Source organism: Brevibacterium samyangense (genome assembly GCF_039529845.1).
Lineage (GTDB): Bacteria > Actinomycetota > Actinomycetes > Actinomycetales > Brevibacteriaceae > Brevibacterium > Brevibacterium samyangense.
In genome coordinates this window covers 16,700-35,896 of sequence record NZ_BAAANO010000035.1, presented here as the reverse complement: position 1 = coordinate 35,896, position 19,197 = coordinate 16,700, and the positions used below count along the sequence as shown (strand labels likewise).

Sequence of the window (19,197 nt, the reverse complement as noted above, 5' to 3'; positions counted from 1 at the left end):
GATCGACGGCCGGCGCATGACCGAGGAACAGGTGGTCGCGCTCCTGCGTACCGGTGAGGTGCGGGAGCTCGGACGGATCCCCGGCGCGAGCAACGACACCCGACTCGTCCTCGTCTCCGACGACGGGGGCACGACGGATGCGGGAGGCGGGGACGCGCCGCGCAACGCACCTCTGCGTGCCGTCCTCAAACCCACGGCGGGGGAGCGGCCACTGGCGGACTTCCCGTTCGGCACGCTCGCCGCCCGTGAGGCCGCCGCCTATGCCCTCAGCGCGTCGAGTGGGGCGGACGTCGTCCCACCGACCGTGCTCCGCACCGACCTGCCGTACGGTCCGGCGTCGCTCCAGGTGTACGTGGAGACGGTCGACGACGGCGATTCGGCGTCGTTCTTCCTGCCGCAGGACCTCCCCGAGGACTGGGCCCCGGTGTTCTCCGCGCAGACGGAGGACGGCACGCCGGTGCTCGTCGCCCACGCGACGGATCCGGAGGTCCGGATGCTCGCACTCTTCGACGAGATCGCGAACAACGCGGACCGCAAGGGCAGTCACATCTTCCGCGGGCACTACCGTTTCGACGCCGCGGCCTCGCCCCGGGTGTTCGGCATCGACAACGGGCTCACCTTCCACACCGAGCCCAAGGTGCGCACCGTGCTCTGGGGGTTCGCCGACGACGTCTTCACCCACGCGGAGTCCACGGTGCTCGAGTCCGCGGCCCGGGTCGTGGACGCAGCGCTCACCGGAGAGGCCGACGGGGAGCTCGGCTCCCTGCTCGATCCCGCGGAACTCGGCGCCCTCGCGGACCGGGTCGCCCACCTGCAGCACGCCGGACGGTTCCCCCTGCCGCCGGACGACCGGTACCCCATCCCGTGGCCGCCCCTGTAGTCCGGGCCCCGGAGTCCTGGCGCGTTCCGCGCACTGCCGCCGTCGGCATGCTTTTGAACTTCCCCGGCGCCGCTCGTAAGCTGACCCGGTGAAGTCCTGGTCAGCACCCGAGATCCCGTCCCTGCCGTCCGCCACGAAGGCCCCGACGGTGTTCTGTACCTCGCGGCGAGGACCGGTTCCCACTCCACGAGCCGGGGAGACCGCGCGGCTCTACGTCTGCGGGATCACGCCGTACGACGCCACCCACCTCGGGCACGCGGCCACCTACGTCGCGTTCGACATCCTGGTGCGCCTGTGGAAGGACGCCGGGATCGACGTCGTCTACGTGCAGAACACGACCGATGTGGACGATCCGCTGCTCGAACGGGCGAACGCGACCGGCGTCGACTGGCGAGAACTCGCAGCCGAACAGATCGAGCTCTTCCACACCGATATGGAGGCCCTGCGGGTCGTTCCCCCGCAGTCGTACATCGGCGCCGTCGAGAGCATCGACCTCGTCGTCGACGCGGTCGAGCAGCTCCTCGCCGCCGGACATGCGTACACTCTCGAGAACGGCGACGTCTATTACCGCATCGCGACCGAACTCGATCCGCCGTTCGGTTTCGAGTCCCGCCTCGACCGGGAGGCCATGCTCGAGGTCTTCGCCGAACGCGGTGGCGACCCCGAGACCCCCGGCAAGGAGGACCCGCTCGACGCCCTCCTGTGGCGTGCCGCACGCGAGGGCGAACCGAGCTGGGACGGACGATCGCTCGGCGCCGGGCGCCCCGGGTGGCACATCGAGTGCGCGGTCATCGCGGGGAAGTACGCGGGTTTTCCGCTCACCGTCCAGGGTGGCGGTTCCGACCTCGTGTTCCCGCACCACGAGATGTGCGCGGCCCACGCGACCGCCCTCACCGGGAAGCCGTTCGCGGAGACCTTCATGCACACCGGCATGGTCGGCTACGAGGGCCACAAGATGAGCAAGTCCCGCGGCAACCTCGTGCTCGTCTCGAAGCTGCGCGCCGCCGGCACGGATCCGATGGCCATCCGCCTCGTTCTCCTCGCGCACCACTACCGCAGTGACTGGATGTACGAGGACGCCCTCCTCGCGAGTGCCGAGGCCCGCCTCGCCTCCTGGCGCGTTGCCGCCTCCCGGCGCTCGGGCGTGCCCGCGAAGAAGGTCCTCACGGACCTGCGGTTGTCGCTCGCGGACGACCTCGACACGACGACCGCTCTCGACGTCCTCGACAACTGGGCGGCCGGTGTCCTCGACGAGCCCGCCGACGAGGACACCACCACCGTCGTCGCGGCGATCGACGCGCTGCTCGGTGTGAAGCTGTAACCCTCAGCGGTCCGCGTCGCCGCGCCGGCGGCTCAGGTACTTCTCGAATTCCCGGGCGATCGCGTCGCCGCTCGCCTCGGGGAGTTCGGAGGCATCCGTCATTCCCTCGATGCGCGCGACGTGCTCCGCGAGGTCCGGATCGGACTCGACGAGTTGGTCCGTGCCGAGTTCCCAGGCGCGCGACTCCTCGACGAGGTCGTACTGCGGGACGACGAGCCCCGTCGTCTCCTCGAACGCACCGAGGAGCGCGAGGATCGCCTTGGGAGAGGGACCCCCGGCGGCGTAACCGGGCACCGCGACCCAGAGGGACACCGCGGGGATGTGTTTCTCGAGCAGTAGTGCCGCGGCGACCCCGACGATCCCGACCGGCCCCTCGTACTCGGCCACGTCGACCGCGAAGCGCTCGCTCAGTTCCGCCGTTTCCGCCGTCGCGGACACCGGCAGGGGCCGGGTGTGCACGACGTCCGCGAGGAGCGCGCCGAGCAGGACGACACGGTCGTCGGCGGTGAGACGGTCCCGGATGATGTCGACGAACGCGGTCCACCGGTACGAGGGTTCGACCCCCACCCACACCTCGGCGGCGACGTCGGTGCCCGTGATCGTGCCCTCCCAGCGCTGCAGGCGGGGCCATTCGACGACCGGGCCGTGCCCGGTCCGCTTCACGACCGGACGGATGAACGTCATGTCGAAGTACTCCTCGCAGCGGTGGACCTCGGCGAGGCCGAGCTGCCACTGCTCGATGAGGTGATGGGCGGTGTCGACCGCTGCTTCTCCCGCGTCGTTCCAGCCTTCGTAGGCGATGACGACGAGTCGGTGTCCGTCGGTGGGAAGGAACTTCATGGCGTCCAGGGTACGCGCCGCACGGAAGGGTCGCCGAGTGTGATGGGATGGAGCCATGCAGACCTTCTCCGCCGTTCTCTGGGACATGGACGGCACGCTCGTGGACACGGAACACTATTGGATGGAGGCCATCGCGGCCCTCATGGGTGAGCACGGACTCACGTGGAGCCAGGAGCAGCAGCTCCTCATGGTCGGCAACGACCTCATCGACTCCGCGAAGATCCTCGTGGCACACGGACTTCCGCTCGACCCGCCCGTGATCGTCGAGGACCTCCTCGACCGGGTGGGTGTCCTCGTCGCCGAGCACGTGCCCTTCCGTCCGGGTGTGCAGGCGCTGCTCGCCGAGCTCCGTGCACAGCAGATCCCCTGCATGCTCGTGACGATGTCCTACCGGCGGCTGGCGGAGGCCGTCGTCGCCGCGTGCCCGGAGGGCACGTTCACGGGGATCATCGCCGGGGACGACGTCTCCCGGGGGAAGCCGGATCCGGAACCGTACCTCACCGCGGCTGCCGCCCTCGACCTCGCGCCGGGGAAGTGCCTCGCGCTCGAGGACTCGGTCCCCGGGATCACGAGCGCTGTTGCGGCCGGCACCCTCGCGATCGGTATCCCGCACCACGTACCGCTCGCCGACGGCCCCGGACGCGTCCTCGTGCCGACCCTCGACGGGATGACCGTGGAAACGCTCGAGTCACTCGCGCGGTCGTTCACCGGGCCTCACGCTGCGCTGCTCACGGAATCGCCGTCGTCACACCTGCCGGAGGCGTCCCGGCGATCCGGGTGATCTCCGGTGGCTCCGGTGCGGTGTTGCCCCACGCGGGGCAGATGCTCTTGAAGTGACACCAGTTGCACAGGGGTGAGCGCCGGGCGCGCCAGTTCCCGGAGAGCGCCATGGCAGTGATGTCGTTCCAGATGGCAAGGATCTCCTCCGCGGTCCGTTCGACGTCGCTCGGAGTGGGCCGGTACGCCTTGATGCTGCCGCCCCCACCGAGGTACATGAGCTGGAGCGTGTGCACGAGGTGCCCGGTCGCCCGGAACTGGAGCACCGCATAGAACCGCATCTGGAACTCGGCCTCCCGCCCGTACTGCGGTTTCGGTTGCTTCCCGGTCTTGTAGTCGACGAGGCGCACCTCACCTCCGGGGGCGACGTCCACCCTGTCGATGAATCCGCGGAGCACGAGACCGTTGTCGAGTTCCGCGGACACGAACTTCTCCCGCTCCGCCGGTTCGAGGCGCCCGGGCAGTTCGAGCCCGAAGTACGCCCCGAGGAGTGCGGAGGCCTCCTTCCGGAGTTTCTGCACATCGGCCTCGGTGGGGTACATGAGAGGGACGTCGGGATTCTTCGCCGCGAGTTCCTCGTAGAGGGCCGGGACCTTCGACACCGCGACCTCGTGCGTGCGCCGGTCGGCGGGTTCGTCGAAGAGGTGTTCGAGGACCGCATGGACGAGCGTGCCGCGGAATGCCGCGGGCGAGGGCGGCTCCGGCAGCTTGTCCACCGTGCGGAACCGGAACTTGAGCGGGCACGAGACGAAGTCGTTGGCCCGGGACGGCGACAGTGCGGCGAGTTCGACCATGGGCTGCACTCTAGTCGGGGCCACGGACACCGGCTCTCGACCAACACAGGCCCGCGCCTCCACCGTCCGTCCCGATCGTCCCACTACGATGGTCCGCATGCCCGAAACCACATCAGCACGGAGAACCGGCGCCTCGACGGGACTCACCCTCGGCCGGGTCCTCGGCGCCCCCGTGATCCTGTCCTGGTCGTGGTTCATCGCCGCCGTGCTCATGACCGTGCTGTTCTCCCCGTGGGTGATGAGCGTGCGCCCGGACCTCGGGACCGGCGCATGGGTCATCGGGTTCCTCTACGCGGTCCTGCTCTTCGCCTCGGTGTTCCTCCACGAACTCGCCCACGGTGTCGCCGGCCGGCTCTCCGGCCAACGGGTCGCCGCCATCGAGCTCAACGTGTGGGGCGGTTTCACCCGCTTCGAGCCCACGATCGACACGGACCAGAAGTCCTCGAGCTGGGCCGGGTTCGTCATCTCGATCGTCGGCCCGCTCGTGAACCTCGTCCTCGCCGCTGTCGGATGGGGACTCCTCCACGTCGTCGATCACGCCTCGGTCGCGTGGTTGCTCCTCCTCGCCGTCGCGTTCGCGAACGTCGCGCTCGGCGTCATCAACCTCCTCCCCGGGATCCCGCTCGACGGCGGCTGGGCACTCCAGGCCCTCGTCGCACGTTTCACCGGCAGCCAGTACCACGGCACGATCGTGGCGGCCTGGGTGGGCCGGGTGATCGCCGTCTGCTTCCTCGCCTACGCGGTGCTGCCGCCACTGTTCGCGGGCGAACGCCCCTCCGTCATCACGCTCGCGTGGATGGGCGGGATCGCGCTCATGTTGTGGTTCTCCGCCGGGGACGCCGCGACCCACGCGAAGCGCGCCCGTCGGATGGAGACCTACGACCTCGCGCAGGTGATCCAGCCGGCGATCTCGGCGACCTGGGACGCGGACGTCGACCGCACCCTCGCGTACGCGGACACCGTGGGGCCGGCCCGCACCTCCACGCTCGTCGTCGTCCTCGACGAGCACGGTCTGCCGTTCGGGATCCTCGACCGGCACGCCGCCTCGGCCGTGCCCGCCGGTGGCGAACGGCACCACGTGAGCGCATTCGCCCGGCCGCTCGGACCCTGGATCGGGGTTCCCCGCGACATCACCGCCCCCCACCTCCTCGAGTCGCTCACCCACCGTCCGAAGGCCCGGTTCTGCCTCGTCATGGACGGCTCGACCCTCGTCGGGGTCATCGACCTCCCGGAGTTCTTCGACGAGCTCCTCGCTGCCTGAACGGAAGTCCCGGACCTCGTAGAATCGGGGGATGACCTCTTCCGTTCCTTCCACCGATCCCACCTCCGTCCCCCTGGGCGCGGCCGACCGCCGCGGACCGCTCAAGGTCGGCGACAAGGTCCAGCTCACGGATCCCAAGGGACGCCTCCACACCGTCGTCCTCCACGCCGGGGAGGCCTTCCACACCCACAAGGGCCTCATCCGTCACGACGACCTCATCGGTCGTCCCGAGGGGATCGTCGTCGAGAACTCCGGGGGAGTGCCCTTCCAGGTACTCCGCCCGCTCCTCGAGGACTTCGTCCTCTCGATGCCGCGTGGTGCTGCGGTCGTCTACGCGAAGGACGCCGCACTCATCGTCACGATGGCCGACATCTACCCGGGAGCCACCGTCGTCGAGGCGGGCGTCGGGTCCGGCGCCCTCACCCTCTCGCTCCTGCGGGCGGTCGGCGACCACGGCACCGTCCACTCCTTCGAACGCCGTGAGGAGTTCGCGCAGATCGCCGCCGGAAACATCAAGGACTTCTTCGGCGCCGAGCACCCGGGGCACAAGCTCACCGTCGGCGACCTCGTGGAGGAGCTGCCGCAGGCGTACGCGCCGGGCACCGTCGACCGCGTCGTCCTCGACATGCTCGCGCCCTGGGAGTGCCTCGACGCCGTGGCGACCGCTCTCGTGCCCGGTGGTGTCGTCATCTGCTACGTCGCCACGGCGACGCAGTTGTCCCGGACCGCCGAGGCGATGCGCGCCTCGGGCCGGTTCACCGAACCGACCGCGTTCGAGTCGATGGTCCGCGAGTGGCATCTCGAGGGACTCGCCGTCCGCCCGGAGCACCGGATGATCGGCCACACCGGGTTCCTCGTCATGGCCCGCACGATGGCGCCGGGGGAGGAGACCCTCGAGCGCAAGAAGCGTCCGCAGGCGGCCGAACCCTCGGCCGAGGACCGCGAGGCGTGGGAGGGCGGCGAGATCACCGATGCGGCCCTGGGGAACCGGGAGGCAACTCCCAAGAAACTTCGGCGTGTTATTCGTGAAGTGGGCAAACGCGAACGCGCGATCCACAAGGCAGCCGCCCGGGAGGCGGCCGACGACGAGGCCGTGGCACAGGACGCCACGGCGACACACGACGTGGACACCCCCACGACCGGGAACCCCGTTCGTGGCACAGTCGAAGGTGCAGCCGGCGAGACGCCGGTCCCCACTGCACCCGAGGAGGACTCATGACCCACAGCCCGGCCGGCGACGAACTCGCACGGCTCCGCCAGGACGCCTCGCAACTGCGTCAGCAGTTGTTCAACGCGGGCAAGCGCAACGAAGCACTCTCGAAGACCCTGCGCACTGCGCGGGAGGAACTCGTGCGGATCAAGGCGGAGGCCGAGCGCCTGTCGGACCCGCCGAACTCCTTCGGTACCGTGATCGGTACCGTCGAGAACGAGGACGGCACGCACAGCCTCGACATCACGACCGCAGGACGTCGCATGCGGGTCGCGATCTCCCCGGATCTCGACCTCCTCCGGCTCGTGCCGGGTATCGACGTGCGGCTGTCCGAGGGCCTTGTGGCGATCGGGATCGAGGGATTCGCCTCGGTCGGCAATGTGTTCCCGATCCGCGAGCTCCTCCCGGACGACCGCATCCTCATCGGTACTCCCGGTGACGACGAACAGGTGTACTCGCTCGCGGCTCCCCTCGCCGCCGAGGGTGTACGGGTCGGCGATCACGTGCTCGTCGACACCCGCACGCATTTCGCGACGGAGAAGATCGAGAAGCCCGAGGTCGCCTCGCTCCTGCTCGAGGAGGTGCCCGATATCTCGTACAACGACATCGGTGGGCTCTCGGCACAGATCGACATGATCCAGGACGCCGTCGAGCTCCCCTTCGAGCACCCGCACCTGTACACCGAGCACGGCCTCAAACCCCCGAAGGGCATCCTGCTCTACGGTCCCCCCGGGTGCGGCAAGACGCTCATCGCGAAGGCGGTGGCCCATTCGCTCGCCCAGCGGAAGGCCGGTTGTCAGGGCTCCGGTGGAACCGCCTCCTCGGATGCGACCGGCACCGTCCGCTCGTACTTCCTCAACATCAAGGGTCCCGAGCTCCTCGACAAGTACGTCGGTGAGACCGAACGACAGATCCGGATGATCTTCGCCCGCGCCCGGGAGAAGGCCTCGAGCGGTTCGCCGGTCGTCGTCTTCTTCGACGAGATGGAGTCCCTGTTCCGCACCCGGGGCACGGGCAAGTCCTCGGACGTGGAGACGACGATCGTGCCGCAGCTCCTCACGGAGATCGACGGCGTCGAACGCATGGACAACGTCATCGTCATCGGCGCCTCCAACCGCGAGGACCTCATCGACCCGGCGATCCTCCGTCCGGGACGCCTCGACGTGAAGATCCGCATCGAGCGTCCGGATGCGGAGGCCGCCCGGGACATCTTCTCGAAGTACCTCACGGCAGCCCTGCCGCTCCACGCCTCCGAGGTCGAGGCGGCGGGTTCCCCCGAGGCCGCGGCGGACTCGCTCATCGAGCGGAGTGTCGAGCGGATGTTCGCGCACACCCCGGAGAACCGGTTCGTCGAGGTCACCTATGCGACCGGCGCGAAGGAGGAACTCTTCTTCTCCGACTTCGCCTCCGGCGCGATGATCGCGAACATCGTCGACCGCGCGAAGAAGTTCGCGATCAAGGACCTCCTCGCCGAGGGCGAGCGGGGCCTGCGGATGGCGCACTTCGAACACGCGATCGCGGAGGAGTTCGCGGAGCACGAGGACCTGCCGAACACGACGAACCCGGACGAATGGGCGCGGATCAGCGGGAAGAAGGGCGAACGCATCACCCAGCTGCGGATGATCCACGGCGAGGGCTTCTCCCCGGTTCCGGACGCCGGGCTCCACGGAGGCGGCGCCGGAGCGCCCGGGGTGGAGACCGTCGAGGCGGACCCGAGCCTGGTCTGATCCCTCACCCGGGGACCGGTCCGGCAGCCGACCGGTCCGTGGTTCCCGTCAGCGGCGGGAGCCACGGCGGGTCGTCGCCGAGGCGATGACCCGCCACCCCACGAGGGTGAGGAGGTTGAGCGAGGCCGCGACGACGATGAAGGCACCCGCGGTGCCCTCACCCGTGACGGCCCGGATCACCATGCCGAGCAGCACCGTGATCGCCCACACCGCGGTACCCGTCTTCAACGGGGAGAGCGGCCGGTCCCACACGGCCGCGAGGATCCACGCGGCGACGAGAGCGGTGACGAACGGCCACGCAGTGCTCACGATCCCCTCGAGATCGAGCGAGTGGGCGTGGGTGTAGTGCCCGACGACGGTGAAGAGGACGACGAGCACGAGGTCGATGACGAGGGCCAGGAACACATGGGAGGTTTTCTTCGATGCCACGCGTAGAGTCTACGGAAGGCCGCACTCCTCCCTGCGAGTACACATCCCCAGCACACAGGACGGAACGAGAATGCTGAGTGTCAGGCGCGTCATGGGCGCGGAGACCGAGTACGGGATCTCCCAGCCCGGGAACCCCCATGCGAATCCGATGCGGGACTCCGCGCGCGTCGTCGATGCCTATGCGGGCCCGCGGGGTCTGCGATCGAGCCAGAACTTCTGGGACTTCGAGACCGAATCGCCCCTCCGCGACGCCCGTGGTTTCCTCATGAACGTCGAGGACGCGGACATCAGTCAGCTCACCCACATCCCGCAGGCGCAACCCGAGGCCCAGTACCTCGCGAACGTCGTCCTCGAGAACGGGGCCCGTCTCTACGTCGACCACGCGCACCCCGAGTACTCGTCCCCGGAGACCCTCACCCCGCGCGACGTCGTCGTGTGGGACCGGGCCGGCGACCTCGTCGCCCTCGAGGCGGTCGAACAGCTCGCGCACTCGCGACAGCCGGTGAACCTCTACAAGAACAACACGGATTCCAAGGGCGCGTCCTACGGCGCGCACGAGAACTACCTCGTGCGTCGCGACGTCCCCTTCGAGGACGTCGTCGCCGGGATCACCCCGTTCTTCGTCACCCGGCAGATCCTGTGCGGAGCCGGGCGTGTCGGGGTCGGACAGGCCGGGCAGACCCCCGGTTTCCAGATCTCGTCCCGCGCGGACTTCTTCGAGGCGGAGGTCGGCCTCGAGACGACGCTGCGCCGACCGATCGTGAACACCCGCGACGAACCCCATGCGGATCCGACGAAGTACCGCCGCCTCCACGTGATCCTCGGGGACGCGACGCTCGCGGAACCGGCGACCCTCCTGCGGTTCGGCACGACCTCGCTCGTCCTCGGGCTCATCGAGGCCGGTCTCGCACCACGCATCGAGCTCGATGACCCGCTGCAGTCGCTCTGGGACGTCTCCCACGACCTCACGCTCTCGGCCCACCTGCCGCTCGCGGACGGATCCTCGCTCACAGCCCTCGAGATCCAGCAGGCGTACCTCGATGCGGCTCGCGACGCGGCGGGGGAGGGGCCGGACCCGGACACGGCCGAGGTCCTCGACCTCTGGCAGGAGTTCCTCGACGCCCTCGCGCGCGATCCGATGGAACTGCGGGACTCCGTGGACTGGATCGCGAAGCTCGCGCTCCTCGAGGGCTATCGCACGCGCGAGGGCCTCGACTGGTCCCACCCGAAGCTCGCGCTCGTCGACGTCCAGTACCACGACGTGCGGCCGTCGAAGGGGCTCTTCCACCAGCTCGAACAGGCCGGTCGCATCCGCCGCCTCTCCACCCCCGAGTCGGTCGCCACCGCCGTCACCACCCCGCCGTCCGACACCCGGGCCTATCTCCGCGGGACCGTCGTGAGCCGGTTCACCCCGGACCTCGTGTCGGCGAGCTGGGACTCCCTCATCCTCTCGACCGGACCGGAGACCGCGGTACGGATCCCGATGAAGGAGCCCCTCAAGGGCACCGAGGCGCTCGTCGGCCCGGCGCTGGCCGGCGCCTCGGACGTGGCGGAACTCCTCGCGGCGCTCGGCGTCCGGGGTTCGCAGCGACCGGCCCGCCCCTCCGATACGACGCGCACGGCCCATTAGGATCGTGTCCACACACCCCGCATACCCGGTTACCCGAAGGAGCCCACGATGAGCGGCCAGGAACAGATCTCGAAGAACCGGTCGGACTCCGCCGAGCCCGCGGACCTGCCCGACCTCCAGCCCCAGGCGCAGGCGCAGGTGAACACCCAGGCGGTCGACGACATCCTCGACGACATCGACAGCGTCCTCGAGTCGAACGCCGAGGAGTTCGTCCGCAACTTCGTGCAGAAGGGCGGGCAGTGACAGGAGCACTCGGCCGACACGGGGACCTCGGGTTCGGCACCGATTTCCGGAACGTGACGACGAGCTCCTTCCTCGAGTTCGCGCGTACGGTCGCGCCGGAGGTCCTGCCGGGAGGAGGAACGATGACCGGAACGCACCCCGGCGGCCGTGATCTCGGTGCACCTGATTTCGGTGCCCGTGTTTTCGGTGCCGCCGACCACCTCGGCGTCCCCGAGGGTACGACGATCGTCTCCTTCAAGACGGCCGAGGGCATCCTCATGGCCGGTGACCGGCGGGCGACGGTCGGCAACGTCATCGCCAGCCACACGATCGAGAAGGTGCATCCGGCGGACTCCGCCTCGGTCATCGGCATCGCCGGTGCCGCGGGCCTCGCGCTCGAGCTCATCCGTCTCTTCCAGCTCGAACTCGAGCACTACGAGAAGATCGAGGGCACGCCGCTGTCCCTCGAGGGCAAGGCGAACCGCCTCGCGGCGATGTTGCGCTCGAACCTCGGCATGGCGATGCAGGGGCTCGCGGTCGTGCCGCTCTTCGCCGGCGTCGAACCGGGCGCCGGCGCCGGGCGCATCTATTCCTTCGACGTCACCGGCGGCAAGTACGAGGAGGTCGCCTTCCACTCGATCGGCTCCGGATCCGGCTTCGCCCGCGGTGCCCTCAAGAAACTGTGGAAGCCGGACCTCGACCGGGAGTCCGCGGTGCGGGTCGCGATCGAGGCGCTCATCGACGCCGCCGACGACGATTCGGCGACCGGTGGCCCGGACTTCATGCGCTCGGTCGGACCGCTCGTGTACCTCGTCACCGGTGACGGGATCTCCCTCGCGGGGCAGGACGAGGTGCTCGCCCTCGCCCGTACCGTCATCGATTCCCGCTCGGAAAGGGGCCGGCGATGAGTGCACCGTTCTACGTCTCTCCCGAACAGCTCATGAAGGACCGCGCGGAGTTCGCGCGGAAGGGCATCGCCCGCGGCCGGTCGGTCGTCGTCCTCCGGTACACCGACGGCATCCTCATGCTCGCGGAGAACCCCTCGTCCACTCTCCACAAGCTCGCGGAGATCTACGACCGCATCGGCTTCGCAGCCGTCGGCAAGTACAACGAGTTCGAGACGCTCCGGCAGGCCGGAGTGCGGTACGCGGATCTCCGCGGGTACTCCTACGACCGGGCGGACGTCACCGCCAGGGGCCTCACGAACGCCTACGCGCAGACGCTCGCGGGGGTGTTCACGACCGAGTCGAAGCCCTACGAGGTCGAACTCGTCGTGGCCGAGGTCGGTCGCACCGCGGAGGAGGACCGCCTCTACCGGCTCTCCTACGACGGTTCCGTCGTCGACGAGATCGACCACGTCGCGATCGGCGGTCAGGCCGAGGCGGTCGGGGCGAGACTCGCGGCACTCACGACCGCGGACAAGGAGCTCGGCACCGTGCTGCGCCTCGCGGTGGAGGCGCTCTCCGCCTCCTCGGCCGGTGACGCACCGCTGCCGGTCGAACACCTCGAGGCGGCGGTCCTCGACCGCACCTCCGCCTCGCACCGCACCTTCCGTCGCCTCACGGACCCCGAGGTCACGGCACTGTTGGAGAAGGACCAGTGATGAAACGCATCTTCGGGCTCGAGACCGAGTACGGCATCGCCTTCACGGCCGGTGAGGGTCGCCGCCTCGGGCCCGAGGAGATCGCACGGTACCTCTTCCGCCCCGTCGTCGCGTGGGGCCGCTCCTCGAACGTCTTCCTCACGAACGGCGCACGGCTCTACCTCGACGTCGGTTCCCACCCGGAGTACGCGACCGCGGAGTGCGATCGCCTGCCGGACCTCGTCGCCCAGGACGGAGCCGGTCAGGAACTCATGATCGATCTGCTGCGGCAGGCGCAGGAGACGATGGTGGAGGACGGTCTCGACGGCACCGCCCACCTCGTGAAGAACAACACGGACTCCGCGGGCAACTCCTACGGCAGCCACGAGAACTTCCTCATCCGCCGGACGATGGACTTCGCGCATCTCACGACGGTGCTCCTGCCCTTCCTCGTCACCCGGCAGCTGCTCGTCGGCGCGGGCGCCGTGCTGCCGGCGCACGTGTCCATGGATCTCCGACCCGCCGAGGCGAACCGGGCGAACCCGAATGCGCCGCAGACCGTCGTCCCGCCGCTGCCGGCGGACCTCGTCTACGGTCTGTCGCCGCGCTCGGATGTCATGTGGGAGGGAGTGTCGTCCGCGACGACCCGTTCCCGCCCCATCATCAACGCCCGGGACGAACCGCACGCGGACGCCGAGAAGTACCGGCGACTCCACGTCATCGTCGGGGACTCGTCGATGTCGCAGACGACGACGGAGCTCAAGGTCGGCTCGGCCGGACTCGTGCTCGATCTCATCGAGACCGGCGCCCCCATCGAGGACCTCACCCTCCGCAACCCGATCCGCGACATCCGCCACGTGGCCCGCGACCTCACCGGCTCCCACGTCCTCGAGCTCGCCTCCGGACGGACGCTCACCGTCCGCGACCTCCTCGGCATCTATCTCGAGCGTGCCCGGCACCTCGTCGAGGGCGGTCATCACTCGCTCGGCGACGACGCCACGGCGCACCGGGTCCTCGACCTGTGGACCCGGATGCTCACGGCGACGGAATCCGGGGACTTCTCCACCGTCGACACCGAGATCGACTGGGTCATCAAGAAGAAGCTCGTCGACCGGTACCTCGCGCGGTCGGAGGCGGGGCTCGCGGATCCCCGGATCGCCCGTCTCGACTTCGCGTACCACGACCTCACCCCGGGGGTGGGGATGTTCCCCAAGCTCGAGGCAGCGGGGCTGGCCGCGCGGACCGTCGGGGCGGAAGCGATCGCCCGGGCGACGACGGAACCGCCGGCGACGACCCGTGCCGCCGTCCGTGGTCGGTTCGTCGGCGCCGCCCACGACGCCGGACGCGATTTCACCGTCGACTGGGTGCACCTGCGCCTCAACGACCAGATGCAGCGCGCCGTCGTCCTCAAGGACCCGTTCGATCCGACGAGCGAGTCCGCCGACACGCTCATCGACGCGATCGCACGGGGCTGAATGAGTCCCCGCTGAACACCGCCTGGACATCCGCCCGGGACCTGCGCCCCTAGACTGGTCCGCGAACCACGGGACCGGTCCGTGAACCACCGGCACCACAGCGCCACTGCGGGACCACCTCCGCAGATCAGAGCCACAGCGAAAGAAGGAAACGTGCTCCGTTCCACTGCGCTCAGCGCACTCGCCGTCGCCGTCGTCCTCCTCACGGGATGCGGCAGCACCGACGAGGGGGCGCAGTCGGACCCGACCGCGATCTCCACCGAGGACGCCAAGTCGACCTCGATCGACGACATCACCGTCGAGGGCGAACCGACCGCGAAGCCCACCGTCACCTTCGAAGCCCCCCTCGTCGTCGCGGAAACGGTGTCGAAGGTCATCTCCGAGGGGACGGGACCGGAGGTCGCCGACGGACAGCAGGTGACCGCCCACATGAGTATGTTCTCCGGAACGACCGGGGAGGCCATCGAGTCGTCCTACGACCTCGGAACCCCCTCCGGCTTCCCGTTGGACACCTCGCAGATCAACCAGGGCCTCTACGACGCGCTCCTCGGCGTGCCGGTCGGCAGCCGCGTCCTCATGACCCTCAACGGCTCCGCGGCGCAGGGCAGCCCGACCGAGACCCTCGTGTACGTCGTCGACGTCACCGATGCGAAGGACGTGCCGAAGCCCCTCGAACGCGCCGAGGGCCAGCCGCAGGACCCGGTCCCGGGCATGCCGACGGTCACTCTCGAGGAGTCCGGCAAGCCGACCATCTCGCAGCCGGAGGGCACCGCACCCACCGATCTCCAGGTGCACCCGACGATCAAGGGCGAGGGTGCGACGATCGCCGAGGGCGACACCGTGAGTGTCCACTACTCCGGCTGGCTGTGGGACGACGCCTCGGAACCCTTCGACAACAGCTGGGACCGTGGTGAGCCGTTCTCCGTCACCCCGGTCGGTTCCGCCCCCGTCATCGACGGCTGGAATCAGGCGCTCGTCGGACAGACCGTCGGATCGCAGCTCCTCGTCGTCATCCCGCCGTCGCTCGGGTACGGTGAGGCGGGCTCGCCGCCGAACATCCCGGGCAATGCGACGCTCGTCTTCGTCATCGACATCCTCTCGGCGGTGAACTGAGGGCCGCACAGGTCCTCGGCCGTCCGTCGACGACTCATCCATCACCAACCCGGAAGCAGGTACCGCACATGGCCAAGAGCAAGCCCGAGGTCGAGTTCCCCGGCGACACCCCGCCCGTCGAGCTCGAGATCGTCGACAACGAGATCGGAACCGGAGCCGAGGCGAAGGCCGGCGACATCGTGTCCGTGCACTACGTGGGCGTCGCCCACTCGACCGGTGAGGAGTTCGACTCCTCGTGGAACCGCGGCACCCCGCTGCGTTTCCAGCTCGGCGTCGGCATGGTCATCTCCGGCTGGGACCAGGGCGTCCAGGGCATGAAGGTCGGCGGACGTCGCACCCTCCGCATCCCGTCCTCGATGGCGTACGGTGACCGCGGTGTCCCCGGCACCATCGCACCGGGCGAGACACTCGTGTTCGTCTGTGATCTCGAGGGCATCGGCTGACCGGACGCCGACGCCTCTGCGCGGAAGAGCGACGGGCACCCACTCCACAACCGTCGGAGTCGGTGCCCTTCGTCGTACCCGGGGCGCGGGCCGCGGCGCCGGGCCGTGCGCGCTGGTCAGTCGCCCACTGCTCAGTCGCCCACTGCTCAGTCGCCCATCGCTCAGTCGCCCACTGCTCAGTCGCCCAACAGTGTCGCGACGTACCGTCCGGTCGCGGCGGCGGCGAGGAACGAGGCGGGATCCTCGGTGAGGCCGCGGCCCATCGTCGAGAGCGTCACCGGCGAGGCACCGAGCGCCTCCCACAGGCCGGTGAGGTCGATCTCGGCGAACGCGTGATGCGCGAGGGCCGCCTTCTGCGCACGGACGAGGTCGACGATCTCCACGGGATCCGCGGCGCACTGCGCGCGTTCGGCGTCCGCGAGCGTGGAGAAATCGGGGAGGGGTACCCGGCACGTGACGAGCGCACCGCGCCCCACCGCGGTGAGGGTGTGATGGGAGATTCCTGCATGACGCCCCCGGAGGTCCGCGTTCGACATCCGGGGCAGGGCGACGGGAACTCCCTCGAGCGCACCGACGGCGTTGAGGTGGTCACCGACGACCATGCCGGAGAAGCCGAAGGGCGTCCCCGTCCCGAGGTTCCCCGGGCCCTGGGACACGACGACGACATCCGCCCCGAGCACGTGTTTCGCGGCGAGGAGTGCCGAGTGCACCGTGACCGCCTCGTGGTCCCCGCCCCAGGCCTGCCCGACGGTGATCGTGCCGGTGAGCCACCCGGCTTCCTTCAGCCCCGCGACCGCGCGGGAGAACGGCAGGGGGAGCGCGGCGCCGTCGGTCATGACGTAGACGACCCGGGCGTCCGGTGCCTCGGCCCGCAGACCCGCGAGCACAGCCGGGAGCGCGGAGTGGAGATCCGCGACGACGACGGGCATCTCCTCGATCGACCGGGCCCGGGCGAGCACGCCGTGGTGCTCGGACTCCTGGTCGTCGATGCCGAGGACCATGGTCTGGGTGGGGGAGTAGCGGTCCTTCACGAGGTGACCGGGGCCCGGGGCCGGGTCGGCCGGGAGTGCCTCCGGGAGGGCGACGACGAGGGCGAAACCGCCGGTCCCGAGCCCGCGTGCGAGCGCGGAGACATTGAGGACGAGCGCATCGCCGACCTCCGGGGTGCCGACGAGGTCGGTGTACGCGAGGGCACGGACGGGTTCGCCCGCGTCCTCCCGCCCGGGCAGCGGCGTGTCGAGCCGCGCCCACACCTCCCGGACCCCGGGCCACTCGGATCGGACGGACTCAACTGTCGCTGTACGCCAATGGATCATGCCCTCACCGTACCCGGGAAGGGCCCGTGACGATCCCGCACCGCCCCGCACGATCCCGGACGGTCCGGGTCGGTCCCGGCCGCGCTCGGCGTAGTACGTTATTGCCCGTGACCGTGAGCAAGCAGCGTCGACAGACGGAACGCCTGATGAACCTGCTCTTCGCCCTGCGTGCGGCGCGGGGCTGGGTGGACCGGGACGACCTCCGCCGGGCGATCGTCGACTACCGGGATCTCTCCGACGACGCGTTCGACCGACAGTTCTCCCGGGACAAGGACGCGCTGCGCGAACTCGGCATCGAGATCAGCACGACGGACTGGGACGACATCCACGAACCCGGTCGGTCCGCCTACGGGTACCGGATCACCGACGAGGACTACGCGCTCCCGGAGATCGACCTCACGCCCGAGGAGGCCTGGGTCCTCTCGATCGCGCAGAACTTCTGGCAGGGCACGGCGCTCGGCCGGGACGCCCAGAACGCCCTGCACAAGCTCCGCGGGCTCGGCCACGACCTCGCGCCGACGACGGAACCGGGGGTTCCTCAGGGCGTGTTCGCGACCCCGGCCTTCTCCGAGGCGCTCGCACAGGTCCGCGCCCGCCGCACCGTCACCTTCACGTACCGGAAGCCGGGGGCGGCCCCGGAGCAACGCCGCGTGCAGCCCTACGGGGTCCACAGCCGGGCGGACCGGGCGTACCTCGTCGGCTACGACCTCGACCGCGCGGACGTCCGGAACTTCCGGCTCTCACGCATCGAGGGCGGGTTCTCGCGGCTGCGCGGAACGAGGGACGGCGACTACGAGGTGCCCGCCGGATTCGACGCGCGGTCGGTGTTCCCGGGAACCGGCACCGCGGCCGGGGAGGGCGGCACTACCGAAGGCGAGGACCTCACGACCGTCACCCTCGCGATCGCGCCCGGTCGGGCCGACCCCCTGCGGCGCGAGGGAACCGCGGCGGGTACCGATGCGCTCGGTCGGGACCTCGTGACCCTCCGGGTCTGGGCGCTCGACGGGCTGCCGGCCCGGCTGGCCGTCTTCGGCCCGAGCGTCGAGGTGCTCGCTCCCGCGCACGTCCGCGAGGCCCACCGGGCGCACCTCGGGGCCGTCCGGGACCGCCTCGCTGCGCTCGGCGGGGACTCACCCGCTCCGAACGAACAGGAGAGTGACCGCCATGGCCGATGAGAAGGCACTCGACCGGATGCCCCGACTCCTCGGGCTCGTCCCGTACCTCCTGCGCAATCCCGGCGCGGACCTCGCGGAGACCGCCGCCCGTTTCGACGTCGACCCCGAGACCCTCGAGAAGGACCTCGAACTCCTCACGCTCACCGGTCTTCCCGGTGGGATGCCCGACGACCTCATCGACATCGACTGGGAGTCGGACGGCATCTATCTGAGCAATGCCGACCTCGTGTCGCTCCCGGCCCGCCTGTCACCGGAGGAGGGTGCCGCTCTCGTCCTCGCCCTCGACTACCTCGAGTCCGTCGCCGGGGACGAGGAGGAAGTCGTGCGCCGGGTGCGCGCGAAGATCCAGGCGGCGGCGGGTGCCTCGGACGCGGTCGCGGTGAGTGCCCCCCGCCTGCCGGAGGACATGGCCCCGGCGATCCGGCGGGCCCTGCGGGAGGGCTCCGGCCTCGCGATCGAGTACTACGTGCCGTCCCGCGACGAGGTGACCCGGCGCGTGATCGTGCCGCGGGCACTCCGCCTCGTCGGTGGCCTGCGGATCGACGCCTGGTGCCACACGGCACAGGGCGAGCGGACCTTCCTCGTGGAGAACCTGCGGAGCGCGGTCCCCGCACCCGAGGCGCCACCGGCACCGGCCGGCACCTCGCCCCGGCAGGACACGCCGGACGCGCACGACTCCCCGGGAGAGACCGTGCATGTGACCTTCGACCCCGCGGGGGCGTGGATCGCCGAGGAGATCCCGGGGGCGGTGCTCGAGACCGACGTCGACGGTTCGGGAGCCGTGCGGGCGACTTTCACCGCGTATTCCCAGGAGTGGTTCAGCGGCCTGATGCTGCGGCACGGCGCGCACGTCCGCGCGGTGGAGCCGGACAGCTGGATCCGGGGCGCACTGTCGACGGTGGAGGACACCCTGGCGCTCCATTCCTGAGCGTCTGAACATCCGGTGAACGATCCGCGGCCGGTGCCGGCCCGGGGCCTGACCGGGTCCCCGCGCGGAGGTCC

Annotated in this window: 19 protein-coding genes; 15 read left to right on the top strand and 4 right to left on the bottom strand. The window is 70.0% G+C overall.

Features of this window, described 5'->3' with window-relative positions; genetic code table 11:
- The first annotated feature begins 16 nt into the window (after positions 1-16).
- A complete protein-coding gene (locus ABD172_RS14155; protein WP_344310685.1) occupies positions 17-880 on the top strand; it encodes an SCO1664 family protein in 864 nt (287 codons plus the stop codon).
- 88 nt (positions 881-968) lie between these two features.
- The gene (gene mshC / locus ABD172_RS14150) at positions 969-2,201 is read left to right on the top strand and encodes a cysteine--1-D-myo-inosityl 2-amino-2-deoxy-alpha-D-glucopyranoside ligase (RefSeq protein WP_344310683.1); all 1,233 of its coding nucleotides are present in this window, start codon (positions 969-971) and stop codon (positions 2,199-2,201) included.
- Positions 2,202-2,204: 3 nt separating this feature from the next.
- Here mshC and ABD172_RS14145 read toward each other — a convergent pair whose 3' ends face one another.
- Positions 2,205-3,041, bottom strand: a complete 837-nt coding sequence (locus tag ABD172_RS14145) for a proteasome assembly chaperone family protein (RefSeq protein ID WP_344310682.1) — start codon at positions 3,039-3,041, stop codon at positions 2,205-2,207.
- A gap of 55 nt (positions 3,042-3,096) precedes the next feature.
- Here ABD172_RS14145 and ABD172_RS14140 point away from each other — a divergent pair, with 55 nt between their 5' ends.
- A complete protein-coding gene (locus ABD172_RS14140) occupies positions 3,097-3,822 on the top strand; it encodes an HAD family hydrolase (protein WP_344310680.1) in 726 nt (241 codons plus the stop codon).
- Here the strand turns inward: ABD172_RS14140 and ABD172_RS14135 are convergent.
- Positions 3,770-4,612 (bottom strand): RecB family exonuclease, encoded by an 843-nt coding sequence (locus ABD172_RS14135; protein ID WP_344310679.1) that lies wholly within the window; start codon positions 4,610-4,612, stop codon positions 3,770-3,772. The two genes, ABD172_RS14140 and ABD172_RS14135, sit on opposite strands and share 53 nt — an antisense overlap.
- A gap of 97 nt (positions 4,613-4,709) precedes the next feature.
- On the opposite strand from ABD172_RS14135, the gene ABD172_RS14130 reads away from it, so the two are divergent.
- From ABD172_RS14130 to arc, 3 genes are read left to right on the top strand one after another with little or no spacing between them, the layout of a single operon-like run.
- A complete protein-coding gene (locus ABD172_RS14130; protein WP_344310677.1) occupies positions 4,710-5,873 on the top strand; it encodes a site-2 protease family protein in 1,164 nt (387 codons plus the stop codon).
- A 31-nt stretch (positions 5,874-5,904) separates the two neighbouring features.
- The gene (locus ABD172_RS14125; RefSeq protein WP_344310675.1) at positions 5,905-7,092 is read left to right on the top strand and encodes a tRNA (adenine-N1)-methyltransferase; all 1,188 of its coding nucleotides are present in this window, start codon (positions 5,905-5,907) and stop codon (positions 7,090-7,092) included.
- Positions 7,089-8,810 (top strand): proteasome ATPase, encoded by a 1,722-nt coding sequence (gene arc, locus ABD172_RS14120; RefSeq protein WP_344310673.1) that lies wholly within the window; start codon positions 7,089-7,091, stop codon positions 8,808-8,810. Before ABD172_RS14125 ends, arc begins: the two co-directional genes overlap by 4 nt.
- 48 nt (positions 8,811-8,858) lie before the next feature.
- On the opposite strand, the gene ABD172_RS14115 is transcribed toward arc, so the two are convergent.
- Complete coding sequence (locus ABD172_RS14115) at positions 8,859-9,239, bottom strand: DUF3054 domain-containing protein (RefSeq protein WP_344310672.1); 381 nt, start codon at positions 9,237-9,239, stop codon at positions 8,859-8,861.
- A 70-nt stretch (positions 9,240-9,309) separates the two neighbouring features.
- Between ABD172_RS14115 and dop the strand changes: the two genes are divergently transcribed.
- The 7 genes from dop to ABD172_RS14080 all read left to right on the top strand — a co-directional run bounded on the left by dop (position 9,310) and on the right by ABD172_RS14080 (position 15,704).
- The gene (dop, locus tag ABD172_RS14110) at positions 9,310-10,869 is read left to right on the top strand and encodes a depupylase/deamidase Dop (protein ID WP_344310670.1); all 1,560 of its coding nucleotides are present in this window, start codon (positions 9,310-9,312) and stop codon (positions 10,867-10,869) included.
- Between the two features lie 48 nt (positions 10,870-10,917).
- Complete coding sequence (locus ABD172_RS14105) at positions 10,918-11,112, top strand: ubiquitin-like protein Pup (RefSeq protein ID WP_344310668.1); 195 nt, start codon at positions 10,918-10,920, stop codon at positions 11,110-11,112.
- 122 nt (positions 11,113-11,234) lie between these two features.
- Entirely contained in the window at positions 11,235-11,999 is a 765-nt protein-coding gene (prcB, locus tag ABD172_RS14100; RefSeq protein WP_344310666.1) for a proteasome subunit beta, read from the top strand.
- The gene (prcA, locus tag ABD172_RS14095) at positions 11,996-12,694 is read left to right on the top strand and encodes a proteasome subunit alpha (RefSeq protein WP_344310665.1); all 699 of its coding nucleotides are present in this window, start codon (positions 11,996-11,998) and stop codon (positions 12,692-12,694) included. The genes prcB and prcA overlap by 4 nt, the downstream gene beginning before the upstream one ends.
- Positions 12,694-14,148 (top strand): Pup--protein ligase, encoded by a 1,455-nt coding sequence (pafA, locus tag ABD172_RS14090; RefSeq protein WP_344310664.1) that lies wholly within the window; start codon positions 12,694-12,696, stop codon positions 14,146-14,148. Before prcA ends, pafA begins: the two co-directional genes overlap by 1 nt.
- A 153-nt stretch (positions 14,149-14,301) precedes the next feature.
- Positions 14,302-15,261, top strand: a complete 960-nt coding sequence (locus tag ABD172_RS14085; RefSeq protein ID WP_344310662.1) for an FKBP-type peptidyl-prolyl cis-trans isomerase — start codon at positions 14,302-14,304, stop codon at positions 15,259-15,261.
- 68 nt (positions 15,262-15,329) lie between these two features.
- Positions 15,330-15,704, top strand: a complete 375-nt coding sequence (locus tag ABD172_RS14080; protein WP_344310660.1) for an FKBP-type peptidyl-prolyl cis-trans isomerase — start codon at positions 15,330-15,332, stop codon at positions 15,702-15,704.
- A gap of 176 nt (positions 15,705-15,880) precedes the next feature.
- On the opposite strand, the gene ABD172_RS14075 is transcribed toward ABD172_RS14080, so the two are convergent.
- On the bottom strand, positions 15,881-17,020 hold the full coding sequence (locus ABD172_RS14075) for a DUF3866 family protein (RefSeq protein WP_344310658.1): 1,140 nt from the start codon (positions 17,018-17,020) through the stop codon (positions 15,881-15,883).
- A gap of 107 nt (positions 17,021-17,127) precedes the next feature.
- On the opposite strand from ABD172_RS14075, the gene ABD172_RS14070 reads away from it, so the two are divergent.
- Complete coding sequence (locus ABD172_RS14070) at positions 17,128-18,195, top strand: helix-turn-helix transcriptional regulator (RefSeq protein ID WP_344310656.1); 1,068 nt, start codon at positions 17,128-17,130, stop codon at positions 18,193-18,195.
- Entirely contained in the window at positions 18,185-19,123 is a 939-nt protein-coding gene (locus ABD172_RS14065) for a WYL domain-containing transcriptional regulator (protein WP_344310654.1), read from the top strand. The genes ABD172_RS14070 and ABD172_RS14065 overlap by 11 nt, the downstream gene beginning before the upstream one ends.
- Positions 19,124-19,197: the final 74 nt, after the last annotated feature.